Here is a 12,501-nt window from a genome sequence, read left to right as displayed (position 1 = left end):
TTATATTTAATGGTTATAAATTCAATAATTTTTCTACATTCAAATGTCCTATCTTTTCTTTATCTTCATCTGAAATTGATGCATTTTTAAGAAAGTCACCTGTATCGTTTTTTATCAAATAAGGATAATCTCCCGAGTAAATAATATGATCAGCGCCCATTTGTATTATGGCAAATTGAAGTTGATTTTCAGAGAAAATTCCGCTTGGCGTGATGTAAACATGTTCTTTGTAATATTCTGAAATGGTACGTTTCAAATTTGTCATTTCAGGATAAAGTGTTTCATCCAATCTTTCCAGAAAAACGGGCACGAATTCTCCCCAGTGTCCTGAGATTATTTTTAGATTCGGCAGCTTGTCAAAAACTCCAGAAAGAATCATTCGTAAAACATGAATTCCGCTATCCATATGCCAGCCAAAACCTGCTGCTGGAAAAACTCCGTTGACCAAATTTGACCATCTTTCATCTTTAAAATAATGATCTGCTACTCCTTTATCAATAATTCCCGGATGCAAATAAACCGGTACATTTAATTCTGCCGCTTTTTCGAAAATGGGAAAAAACTCAGGAGCATCAAAAAATTTCCCCTGAAAAGTTCCTGCTAGTAAAGCCCCTTTAAAACCTAATTTTTTTACTGCTCGTTCTAATTCTGCCGAAGCAGCAACAGGATCAGCAACCGGCAACGTAGTAAAACCTGCAAAACGAGTCGGATTTTGTTTAATTAATTGTGCCAATTCATCATTGGCTTCTATACAAAGTTCAATCGCAATTTTAGAATCTGCAATTCCCTGAGGGCTTCCGCTGCCGTATGAAATGACTTGCATATCGATACCGGCTTCGTCCATAAATTTAATTCTGCGTGCGCCAACATCTTCAATATCATCATTGTTTGGCAAAAAATGTTTTATTAATTCCTGTATACTTTTATCTTTTTCAGCATCATTACCTTTTGGCTGAAACTGTTTCATTTTCTCACTTATTTTTGGTGAGCTAAAATGTTCTTCTATTGTGATAATTTTCATTTTGTCTAGTTTTAAGAATTCAACCAGTTTTCAGATTCCTGATACAGTTTTGCAACCATTTCCGGTTTATCAATTCCGGGTAAATTAACGTTTACATCATATCCGCTTTTGCTTAAAGCATAAGACATATTTGCATAACTGGGTCTGAATTTGGCGATTTCTTCTTTTGGAATTACAATGCCATCGGCTGGAGAAACGGGAATTAAAGAATCTTTTTCGTAAATTCCTTCCATAGAGATTATCGACCAAAGTCCGTTTATTTTCTGCGTTTTATATAAAAGTTTTGCATCTGATTTTAACTCTAATAAATGTCCCTGAATTTCCATTCTCATCTGGATGGTTGCCATTGTAATGGAAACTGCTTTATCATTATTCAGCCAAATTAAAGTGTCGTATATTTTGTGAGGCGCATAAGTTTCCATTTTGCTTGAAGCGTCGACAAAACCATATCCCGAGCCATTAAACCATGAAATTGTTACGGTTGAATTTTCTGCAAAACATTTTTTCATTTCTTCCCATTGGGCGTTGTCTCTGCAAAAACGTTCAAATTCTATTAATTCTTTTATGCTGAATTTATCGATTACATTTTCTAAAGTATTTTCGGATGGTTTTCTTAATAGTGTTTTCATGATCGCGAAGTTTAATTCTGTTATTACCATCATCAGTTTATTTTCTGATGATTTATAGTACAAAATTAGGTTGATAGAAAAACCTGTGCATTGACAAATGTCAAAATCGTTATTTTGATTTTAATCGGCTTAAAGTTTCCTGAGAAATCCCCAAATAAGTAGCCACAACTCTATTAGAAAGGCGTTGAATATAATGAGGTTGCTCTTTTAAAAGTTTTTCGTAGCGTTCTTTGGCAGATAAAGTGACCAAATCTTCGATTCTGCTGTTTTGAAAAGCAAAAGCTAATTCTAACATTCTTCTGTAAAACAAAGCCCAACTCGGAATTTCATCCAAAAGAATAAAAAAATCTGCGTGAGAGATTGACAGTAGTTCTGAATCTTCTAAGGCATCAATATACTCAAGAGAAGGTTTTTGAGTAATAAAACTGGTAAGTGCTGTTACGGGAGTATTGTCAAAAGAAACCAATCTTGTTTTTTCCTGACCTTCTTTTGTGATGTAATAAGTTCGCATACAACCCTTTTCTAAAAAATAAAATTTGTCGCAAATTTCTCCTTCAGATAAAATAATGGTATTTCGTTTTACATTGTGCGTGGTTATACAGGACATGATTCTATTCATATCCGGCTCGCTAACTTGTGCAAGTTTGGTAATAAAATCTTTAAATATATCTGTCATGAGAATGATTTCTTTTGATATGCTTAACGAATTAATTAAAGTATAATTGAAGCATTTTAATGACCTATAAATATAAAGTATATTTAATTCTCAGTATAACAAAAAGTAAGAAAAAACAAACAAATGCAATTTTTAATATAATTAATTATTGTCTTAAAAAGAGGATGTACAGGCAACTCCGAAATTTGATTGTAAATTTTCATTTCTGAAATTTATAGCAGGTTTAAAAGCTAAATTTTCGCTTACATTAAACTGAGACAAAGCGGCATCAATATTCGCATCAATGATATTTAAAACATAAAAACCAACAATAAATAAGTCTGATAAATCTCTGTTTCTCTGAAATTGCTTTTGAGCAGCAATTAATTGACTGTCGCTTAAGTTCGCCAAAAATTCAGAACTATTTGTATTTCCTGCAAGCCTGTTTTTATATTACAAACCGTAATTATCTTAAATCACTAAGACATTATTGTATATCTTATCTAAATAATTATTGAAAAAGGTGAACTGAAATACTAAACTTCTCGCCTAGCCCCGATAGAACTGGAAATCCTTTTGTGTCCGCCGCGGCGGACACAAAAGATTGTAAGGGATAGCGGGACTAATGTTCTTATGAAACGAAATTTTTCTGCTTCTAAAAAATAAAAAAATTACTCTCCCAACATTTCCATCAATTCCAGAGCACGTTTGGTCGATTTTACATTCTCGAAAGTCAATAAAAGTCGTAAACCGTTTGGCGTTTGCTTTTCTTTCATTTGGCAAAGGTTGCTGTATTTTTGTACAAATTGTAAAACCTTTCTAAACTTAGACGACTGGTAATAATCAGATTGTTGATCTGAAACAAAATAGCCTATCATTTTACCTTTTTTCATCACCAGTTTCTCAATACCAACAGCTGTGGCAATCCATTTGATGCGAATACTATTCATCAAGGCATTGGCGCGCGGAGGCATTGGCCCAAAACGGTCAATTAATTTATTTTGAAAGATAACAAGTTCCGCTTCATTTTTTACAGAACCTAGCTCGTTATATAAACTTAGACGTTCGGTAACATTATTGATATATTCATCAGAAAACAACAACTCAAAATCAGTATCGATTTGTAAATCTTTTACATATTCTTTGGTTTCAATATCGTTCTCTTCCGGATATAAATCTTTGAATTCATTTTCTTTTAATTCTTCGATGGCTTCGTTCATGATTTTTTGGTACGTATCAAAACCAATTTCATTGATGAAACCGCTTTGTTCTCCTCCTAATAAATCTCCTGCACCACGAATTTCAAGATCTTTCATCGCAATGTTGAAACCACTTCCTAATTCGCTAAATTGCTCCAAAGCCTGAATACGCTTTCTGGCATCTTCGGTCATGGATGAATATGGTGGACAGATAAAATAACAGAATGCTTTTTTGTTGCTTCGTCCTACACGCCCACGCATTTGATGCAAATCTGATAATCCGAAATTGTTGGCGTTGTTGATGAAAATCGTGTTGGCATTGGGTACATCCAGACCACTTTCGATAATGGTGGTTGCTACCAAAACATCAAAATCGCCATTCATGAAACCCAACATCAATTCTTCGAGTTTCGCGCCTTCCATTTGTCCGTGACCAATTCCGACTCTGGCATTTGGAACCAAACGCTGAATCATTCCGGCGACTTCTTTTATATTTTCGATTCGGTTATTGATAAAGAAAACTTGTCCGTTTCGCTGAATTTCATAGGAAATCGCGTCACGAATTACTTCTTCATTAAACCCAACCACATTAGTTTCTATAGGATAACGATTTGGCGGAGGTGTTGTAATTACCGATAAATCTCTTGCCGCCATTAATGAAAACTGAAGTGTTCTCGGAATTGGCGTTGCGGTTAATGTCAATGTATCGACATTTGCAGCAATGGTTTTTAATTTATCTTTTACGTTTACGCCAAATTTTTGTTCCTCATCGACGATCAATAAACCAAGGTCTTTAAAAACGACATTTTTGTTTACTAATTGATGTGTTCCGATGACGATATCTAATTTTCCTTCGGCTAAATCTTTTAAAGTTTGTGCTTTTTGTTTTGCCGTTCTGAATCGGTTTAGGTAACCAATTGAAACCGGCATATCTTTTAATCTTTCTGTAAAAGTTCTATAATGCTGATAAGCCAAAATGGTTGTAGGAACTAAAACGGCAACCTGTTTACTATTGTCTACCGCTTTAAAAGCGGCACGAATCGCAACTTCCGTTTTTCCGAAACCTACGTCTCCACAAACCAAACGATCCATTGGGCGATCACTTTCCATATCGGCTTTTACTTCTTGTGTCGATTTGGTTTGATCGGGTGTATCTTCATAAATAAACGAACTTTCTAGTTCGTTTTGCAAGTAACTGTCCGGCGCAAACTGAAAACCTTTTTCCAATCGGCGTTTTGCATACAATTGAATCAAGTTGAAGGCAATATGTTTGACGCGCGCTTTGGTTTTTTGTTTTAAAATTTTCCAGGCGTTCGATCCTAATTTATATATTTTTGGAGGCGTTCCGTCTTTTCCGTTGTATTTGGAGATTTTATGCAGCGAATGTATGCTTACATAAACAATATCATTATCGGCATAAACCAGTTTTATGGCTTCCTGCGTTTTGCCTTCGACCTGAATTTTCTGCAATCCGCCAAATTTCCCAATTCCGTGATCGATATGTGTTACATAATCCCCAACCGAAAGCGCAGTTAATTCTTTAAGCGTAATATTTTGCTTTTTCGAATAGCCGTTTTTGATATTAAATTTATGATAACGCTCAAAAATCTGGTGATCTGTATAAGCGGTAATTTGATTTTCTTCGTCGATAAATCCTTGGTACAAAGGCAATACAACAGTATGATATTGTTTGCGGATATTCTCTGAATTGGCTTCGTCTAAAGTCTCGAAAATATCGTGAAAACGCTTCGCCTGCGTTTCATTCGAACAGAACAAATAATTTTTATATCCGTTAAAATGATTGTCACTCAAATTATTCAGCAACAAATCAAATTGTTTGTTGAAAGATGGCTGCGGCTGAATATGAAAATCGAATGTTTTTGTGGTTTTAAAGATTGGTTTTGAAGCCAATTCTACTACCGAAAAATCCAATGCTCGTTTGATAAACGAAGCCTGATTTAAAAATAATTGCTCGGGAGTTGCGTATTTTATTTCTCCTGAAAGTTTCTCAAAAGCTTCTTCTGCTCTTGCAAATTGTTTGTCTAACTGACTAAAAAGTCCGTCCGTATTTTGAATAAAAAGAACGGTTTTTTCTGAAATATAATCTAAGAAGCTTTCGCGGTTTTCCTGAAATATCTTATTCTCAACATTCGGAATAATCGTGATTTTTTTGTGTGTTTCTACAGATAATTGTGTTTCGACATCAAAACTTCGGATACTGTCTACTTCGTTACCAAAAAACTCTATTCTATAAGGATGATCGTTTGAAAATGAAAATACATCGACAATACCTCCACGAACCGAAAATTCGCCAGGTTCTGTAATAAAATCGACTCTTTTAAATTCGTATTCAAATAAAACTTCGTTGATAAAATCGATCGAAATTTTATCGTTCAAAGCCACTTTTAATGTGTTTTTATCTAACTGTTGGCGTGTTACCACTTTCTCGAAAAGCGCTTCGGGATAGGTAACAATAATCGCTGGTTTTTTGCGGGAATTTATTCGGTTTAAAACCTCAGCGCGGAGTAATACATTCGCATTGTCTGTTTCATCAACCTGATAAGGACGGCGAAATGATGCCGGATAAAACAATACATCTTGTTCCCCGATCATTTGTTCGAGATCGTTCAGATAATAAGCGGCTTCTTCTTTATTGTCTAAAACAACCAGAAAAGGCAGCTCGGCTTTTTTGAAAACAGCGCGTAAAACAAATGAAACTGCAGATCCTAACAAGCCGTTAAGATGCATTTTTATCTGATTTTGTTCTAATAATTGTGTGGCAATCTGCTGATTTTTTGGCAGATTATCATACATTGTATATAAGGCGTTTTTACTCAACTCTTTGTGTTTTTTTATCTAAATTTTGTGCCTGAACCGGAACGGGAACTGGATTCGAGTTCGGAATTGCACGTGTTGTATCTAACATTTTCAGGAAGTCTTCTTCTCCCTGTTCTTTTGGAATTTTACTTTTTACAAAAATATTATCCATTTGTCTTTGTAAAGACACTAATTCTTTATTGATGTCTCCAACTAAAAACGTCACTTTATCGGCCGGAATTTGATTGAGATGAATAAACAAATCCATCATTTTGATTTTAGTTATCAAAACAGAAATTCGACTTTTTATAGCGGGAACATTCAATTCTGCTGGAATATTGCTGTTTAGCGCCATCGCTTTTTTTGAAATCGCAGTTGACTTTTTCTGGAATGCTCCAATTGTTTTTCTTGGCTTATCTCCAATTTCTTTTAAAAATTCGCGCCATTCATTCCATGAACTTACTTTTTGTTCTGAAATTTCATTGATGGGCTCATCAATAAATACCCAGCCTTTATTGATATTATTAAAAATAACTTCCTTTTTTTTAGCTTCTTTTTCGTTTTCAGCACGGCGTTTTTCATCTTCATTTTGACATGAATTTAATACAAAAACAAAAAGCAGAAAAAGAGATATTTTATATTTCATTTGGTAAAACATTAAGCTACAAAGTTACAAAGTAAATTTACAATTACGAATGCTGTTTTTTGCTAAAGATTCTATAAATCAAGGTTATTTTTTTGTCTGGAAAATTTAACCGCAAAGAGCGCAAAGTTTTATAATTTAAGTCGTTTTATAAAAACACAAAGTTCGCAAAGCTTTGCATTGAACCAGCTTTGCGAACTTTGTGTTTTCTAAACTTACTCCCAGATAAAAAATCTTTGCGCTCTTTGCGGTAAAAATATTTACGTGCTTTTCTTTAAAATAATTAAACACCTCAACGGAGAATAATCCAAAAAAGCATCTTCATCATTGTTAAATTTATAATTTGTTGTTATGAAAAGTAAAAATATTTGCGAAAACGTTATATTTGTACATCTAAAAAAAACATCACAAATGAATCCAAAAATATTGATCATTGGCGCTTGCGGTCAAATTGGGACAGAACTGACTCAAAAACTGCGTAAATTATACGGAACAGACAATGTAATTGCGTCTGACATTCGAAAATTAAATACTGACGTTGTTAATTCGGGTCCGTTTGAAGTGGTCAATGCTTTAGATTTTAACCAAATCGAACATCTTGTCGAGGTTCATCAAATTACTGATATTTATTTGATGGCGGCACTTTTATCGGCTACAGCCGAGAAAAATCCTGCGTTTGCCTGGGATTTGAATATGAATTCCCTATTTCACGTTTTGAATTTAGCGAAAGCAAAAAAAATAAAAAAGATTTTCTGGCCATCAAGTATTGCGGTTTTTGGACCTACAACTCCAAAAGAAAACACGCCTCAATACACTATAATGGAGCCTTCTACAGTTTACGGAATTAGCAAACAAGCGGGAGAAAGATGGTGCGAATATTATCATAATATTTATGGAGTTGATGTTCGAAGCATCCGTTATCCTGGTTTAATTAGTTGGTCTACACCTCCGGGCGGCGGAACTACAGATTATGCTGTGGATATTTTTTATAAGGCTATTGCCGATAAAAAATACGAGTGCTTTTTATCCTCTGAAACAAAAATGCCGATGATGTATATGGATGATGCAATTGAAGCTACTATCAATATCATGAAAGCTCCGGCTGAAGATATCAAAATACATTCATCTTATAATTTGGCTGCAATGAGTTTTACTCCTACTGAAATTGCTGCTGAAATTAAAAAACATATTCCTGAATTTACGATTACTTATGAGCCTGATTTCCGTCAGAAAATTGCTGATAGCTGGCCTGCAAGTATCGACGATTCATCTGCAAGAGAAGACTGGGGCTGGAATCATACTTTTGATCTTGAATCGATGACAAAAGATATGCTGGAGCATTTAGGATAAACGAATCTTAGCTTTTATAAAGAACTTTTGTCGAGCTGAAAATTTTAAGCAAAAAAAAATACCGAAGTGTTCATCTTCGGTATTTTTTTGCTTTTATTCTAGAATTCAAATTCTCCAATCAAGATTTTACTGTCGTTTTCGCGTTTATTTTCTTTCTGACTTTGAAAAACAGCAATTTTACGTTCTTGTCTTCCATCAGAATAGTACAAATATACTTCTGCCATCACTGTTGTTGGTCCGGAAAGTAAATTCTGTCTCTCGCCATAAAAATTGGTTTTAATTTTATATTTACCCTTTATGGCTTTTTTCAGTAAAAACTGTTCAGGACCAAAACCCTGAGTAAAATCATTACTTAATCTTCCTCCAATTTCGGTAGATTTATGCGAATATGAACAATCTTCTCCTCTTGGATCTGTAACCCAAAGATCTATATCTGTATTGTCTTTATTCCAGTTAATTACAACTCGAATGTCTACCGGTAGATTTGCTTTTAGACGATCATCAACTTTGCTTGCATCAACATTTTTATTCTGGCTCAGAATATTATTAATTTCCATAATCAAAATCTCTTCTATACCGTTGTCTCTTACTGAAATCTCATCGGTATATTCCTGATAAAGCATCGATTTATAGACATTAAGGGCTTCCTGAGGTTTTTTATTATCAATCAGGGCCAATGCATAATCTCTGTGACTTTGAGAATCGAATGGTCTCCATTCCAGAATTTTCTGGGTAATCCATAATTCTTTTTCATAATTACCTCTCTGTTTCAATAGATAAGATATCGTTTTGTATAATTCCTCATTTTCCAAATCGAGCTCTGCTAATGTGCTTAAAACTTTTAGAGAAAGTGCTTTGTCTCCTTTTTTGAATAACAATTTAGATACATCAAAATAGTACGTTACCAGCTTTTCATATTTAGGACGATTTTCAAGATATTTTTGGTAGATTAATTCAGAGGACTGTAGATTCTTAAAATCTTTCATATACTCTTCGTTGCTTTCTACCTCTATCAAAGTTATTTTACCTGTGGATTTTTCTGACCTGGCAAGATCTGCATTACTACTATAAACATCACTACTTTCCAGTAATAAATTTTTATTTGCTGATTCTCCTAATGACTGATTGGAAATCTTAGGATACTGCTTTTTTTCGGCAGGTTTAAACTCGGTATTCCACCAGGCTACCAGTTCGCGCGTTATATCAAAAGATTTGGATAGAAGATTTTTTCTTTTCTCTAAAATTTCTTTTTTGTTTCGTGAAACGATTTTGTTGTATTCAGATAATAATTCCTGAGGTGGTTTAATTCCGTAACGCACATAGTCATTTACGTCATCCAATACAATAAGGCTGGTGTTTTTACTTACTACGCCAAACTGCTCGCTCAGATTTCTGATTTCATCGCGGTTTTGAGTTGAATTGAGTTCAAGATCATTAATTTTTCTTTGTGCCCAAAACTGCGCAATTGGCCAGTTATCAACTTGCACAGCGTTATTGAAATCTACGAGAACTTCAAATTTTTTATTTCCTACAGAAAAAAGAGCGGTTAGTTTACCCAAATTTGGAGATGCAATTCCAAATATATTGACTGGTTCATTTACTGCAGTTCCAACATTTGGAAATAGCTCCTGAATATTAGCACTTTCTTTAAACCCTAAAAATATAACAGGCTGTTTATTGTATGTTTTTAGAGCAGACTGAGTATCTAATTCGTTCAGATTGATAAAATTTCCACCAGATTGTGATGATAAAAGTTTAAGCAGATTAAAATCTGAAGTAGGCGTGCTTACAATACTATTTACAGGTTTTTTGAATTTTAAAGTCAAATCACCAAAATTTGAAATTCCGTCAGAAAATAAAAGATATTCTTCTATTCCTGAAATCTCTTTTAATGCACCAAAATCAGTTCCACCATCATATTTTAAGTCAACAATTCTATTTTTTAATACACTCCAGTTTCCACCAGAAACAGTAAGTTCTTCTGTTTTTTCCAGAACATTATTCAAAAGGACAAATGATACCGAAACATCTTTGTTTTCTAAAAAATAAGCATTTAGAAAGTCAAACTCTTTTTGACGGTTTCTCTTTGATCCGCTAAATGAATTATCCCATATAATGGCAATTTTATGAGATTTTGATTTTTCCTTTACAGGGAAGTCTGTCGAAACACTCGCTGCAAAATAAAATTTATCACCAGAAGTTTTTTGAAGCAATACATTTGACTCGTTTACTTTTGGAATAGTTATTTTAAGATTTTCATTTGGCGTAAAATTGGCTTTGTTTATTTCAGCAATCCATTGATTTCCTTGTTTTTGAAAAGTAAAACTTCCATCTGGATTTTCCGTAATTTTAGGATTTGCCAGACTTTCATTCACCAATACTTTCAAATTAAATTTTGGAATATTGACTGCATTGGCAAAACTTAAAAAATACTGATAATCGGTGGCTGAATTTTTCAGTTCCTGATTGTAAGTAATCTTAATGAATCTCGTACCTCTGGCCGTAATTGGATAAATTCTGGTTCTAAAATTATTTCCGTCAACTTTTTCAATAATACCGGGATCTATATTTCTTTTTTCAATACTTTCAAATACTTCTTTTGCTCGTTCTTTAGGAACAGGAACTGCATCTCTTAAGGTTCCGTTGATGTCTAAAGCATAGCCGCTTATACTTACTCCTTCTGGTAACGGAAGTGTAAATTTTCCTTCTAAAATTCTGTCGCCAGGATTATAAAATACATAAGTTGCTGTAGTTGATGCAAGATTTCCTAAAATTTTAGTTTCAATTTTTACTTCCTGCAGGATTACTGAATTTTTTTTCTGATTTTCGACATCCAGAGTTGGAATCTGCGAAAACACGGCACTAAAGAACATTAGTGCACATATTGTAAAAACTTTATTCATATTATAAAAGCGATTATTTATTTAATTATAAAGGAGAAAAAACAATAAATTATTAAGAGGTTCTAATTAGAAATTGCGAATGTGCTTGGCAACAATTCCAAAATTAAAGCCCTGTACCTCATCTACTCCGCTAAAATTGACTGCGATTAACTGACCACACTCATTGAATACTGGTGCGCCACTGGCACCATGCGTAGAAGTGATACTGTATTGAATTTTATTCCCGTCTGATTCTTTACTTATTTTACCATCGTACAGCTGCACTTTTATACCTGAATCTGTTTTTGCCAAATCCATTCCTAAAGGATAACCCACCATTATTGCTTTTTGTCCGGGATTTAAAGAGGCATCATCCTGAACGGCATTGTCAAGATTGATGACGTTTGCAACACTTTGCGGGGTTGTATGAGCTGCTAGTCGCAAAATACCTAAATCAATATTAGTATCTTCTGAAACTTTTTCGATCGCGCAACTAAGCCATTGGTCATCTGAATCATGAAGTGCAACCGAAATATCTACCGTTTTTACATATACTTCAATATCTTCTCTCGATACATATTCTTTAACCGGAATAGCAGCTGCAATATCTGTTGCGGCTGTATCTGTTTCTGTATCATTTGAACTCACAAATTCTTCACCAGCTGGCTCTTCACTTGTTTCTTCACCTTCACCTTCGTAATCGCCTTCACCTTCGTCATAAGCAGATGCAATTTTCCAATTGCTTTCAATAAAACTTTGATACTCATCTTCTGAAACATCGGTAGTAAGAATTGAAGCAATTTTTAATCTTAGATTTCTTATAGTGGTATTTACTTTTTCCTGCTCTTCGTTTGATGAATTCCATGGCTGCAAAACGTGGCTGTTGGTCAATATTTTTCCTTCTCTGTCTACGAAAAAACCAGTTCCAAAAACCGTTTCTTCTTTTACATCTTGATTAGTAAGCTGAATCTCTGTTCCCTTAATTTTTGCAAAATAACCATAGCTGTGTTTTATCAGTACAACTGCGTCTTTGTATTCGTTATAAACTTTTGTATCTGAATCTAAACAAATAGCAACAGGTGGCTTTTTAAAATATTTAAAGCCAAAAAAAGCTGCTGTTGAGAGCATGATTACAGCAAAGAAGATAATTTTATAAGGTTTTCTTTTATTATTAATTTCATGCAAATCATTGTTGGGGCCGATTTTTCTAATTTTCATTTGTAAATAGGTAAGTTTTGTTCGTTTGGTTATAGATTGTCAATTCAAAAAATTATTTAACATTTACTGTTTTAACGGCCCGAAGAT

The 12,501-nt window shown here is 34.0% G+C and carries 8 protein-coding genes and 1 pseudogene; 1 reads left to right on the top strand and 8 read right to left on the bottom strand.

From position 1 onward, the window contains the following. Nucleotides 1-13: 13 nt before the first annotated feature. The 6 genes and pseudogenes from LNP81_RS06655 to LNP81_RS06630 all read right to left on the bottom strand — a co-directional run bounded on the left by LNP81_RS06655 (nucleotide 14) and on the right by LNP81_RS06630 (nucleotide 6,967). Entirely contained in the window at nucleotides 14-1,021 is a 1,008-nt protein-coding gene (locus LNP81_RS06655; RefSeq protein WP_230034415.1) for an amidohydrolase family protein, read from the bottom strand. A gap of 11 nt (nucleotides 1,022-1,032) precedes the next feature. Further along, nucleotides 1,033-1,650: a hypothetical protein gene (locus LNP81_RS06650; RefSeq protein WP_230034413.1), complete on the bottom strand. Its 618-nt coding sequence runs from the start codon at nucleotides 1,648-1,650 to the stop codon at nucleotides 1,033-1,035. A 109-nt stretch (nucleotides 1,651-1,759) separates the two neighbouring features. Beyond that, nucleotides 1,760-2,326 carry a Crp/Fnr family transcriptional regulator gene (locus tag LNP81_RS06645; RefSeq protein WP_230034411.1) on the bottom strand — a complete coding sequence of 189 codons (567 nt, stop codon included), beginning with the start codon at nucleotides 2,324-2,326 and terminating at the stop codon, nucleotides 1,760-1,762. 153 nt (nucleotides 2,327-2,479) lie between these two features. Then, nucleotides 2,480-2,734, bottom strand: a pseudogene (locus LNP81_RS06640) (DUF5683 domain-containing protein); the annotation flags it as partial. A 242-nt stretch (nucleotides 2,735-2,976) separates the two neighbouring features. Next, nucleotides 2,977-6,342 carry a transcription-repair coupling factor gene (mfd, locus tag LNP81_RS06635; protein WP_230034407.1) on the bottom strand — a complete coding sequence of 1,122 codons (3,366 nt, stop codon included), beginning with the start codon at nucleotides 6,340-6,342 and terminating at the stop codon, nucleotides 2,977-2,979. Next, entirely contained in the window at nucleotides 6,335-6,967 is a 633-nt protein-coding gene (locus tag LNP81_RS06630) for a hypothetical protein (RefSeq protein WP_230034405.1), read from the bottom strand. The genes mfd and LNP81_RS06630 overlap by 8 nt, the downstream gene beginning before the upstream one ends. 408 nt (nucleotides 6,968-7,375) lie before the next feature. Here LNP81_RS06630 and LNP81_RS06625 point away from each other — a divergent pair, with 408 nt between their 5' ends. Then, nucleotides 7,376-8,314 (top strand): L-threonine 3-dehydrogenase, encoded by a 939-nt coding sequence (locus tag LNP81_RS06625; protein ID WP_121318218.1) that lies wholly within the window; start codon nucleotides 7,376-7,378, stop codon nucleotides 8,312-8,314. A 98-nt stretch (nucleotides 8,315-8,412) separates the two neighbouring features. Here the strand turns inward: LNP81_RS06625 and LNP81_RS06620 are convergent, their stop codons facing one another. Further along, the gene (locus LNP81_RS06620) at nucleotides 8,413-11,217 is read right to left on the bottom strand and encodes a DUF2135 domain-containing protein (RefSeq protein ID WP_230034403.1); all 2,805 of its coding nucleotides are present in this window, start codon (nucleotides 11,215-11,217) and stop codon (nucleotides 8,413-8,415) included. A gap of 66 nt (nucleotides 11,218-11,283) precedes the next feature. After that, entirely contained in the window at nucleotides 11,284-12,414 is a 1,131-nt protein-coding gene (locus LNP81_RS06615; RefSeq protein WP_230034401.1) for a S1 family peptidase, read from the bottom strand. Nucleotides 12,415-12,501: the final 87 nt, after the last annotated feature.

Origin of the sequence: Flavobacterium piscisymbiosum, assembly GCF_020905295.1 — a bacterium.
GTDB lineage: Bacteria > Bacteroidota > Bacteroidia > Flavobacteriales > Flavobacteriaceae > Flavobacterium > Flavobacterium piscisymbiosum.
Note: the sequence above shows the minus strand (reverse complement) of the source record. Positions and strands in the feature narration are given on the sequence as shown.

Bases quoted from the DNA above. Each gene is read 5' to 3' on its own strand.
- LNP81_RS06655 (WP_230034415.1), bottom strand. From the start codon at position 1,021: ATGAAAATTATCACAATAGAAGAACATTTTAGCTCACCAAAAATAAGT.
- LNP81_RS06650 (WP_230034413.1), bottom strand. From the start codon at position 1,650: ATGAAAACACTATTAAGAAAACCATCCGAAAATACTTTAGAAAATGTA.
- LNP81_RS06645 (WP_230034411.1), bottom strand. From the start codon at position 2,326: ATGACAGATATATTTAAAGATTTTATTACCAAACTTGCACAAGTTAGC.
- LNP81_RS06630 (WP_230034405.1), bottom strand. From the start codon at position 6,967: ATGAAATATAAAATATCTCTTTTTCTGCTTTTTGTTTTTGTATTAAAT.
- LNP81_RS06625 (WP_121318218.1), top strand. From the start codon at position 7,376: ATGAATCCAAAAATATTGATCATTGGCGCTTGCGGTCAAATTGGGACA.
- LNP81_RS06620 (WP_230034403.1), bottom strand. From the start codon at position 11,217: ATGAATAAAGTTTTTACAATATGTGCACTAATGTTCTTTAGTGCCGTG.
- LNP81_RS06615 (WP_230034401.1), bottom strand. From the start codon at position 12,414: ATGAAAATTAGAAAAATCGGCCCCAACAATGATTTGCATGAAATTAAT.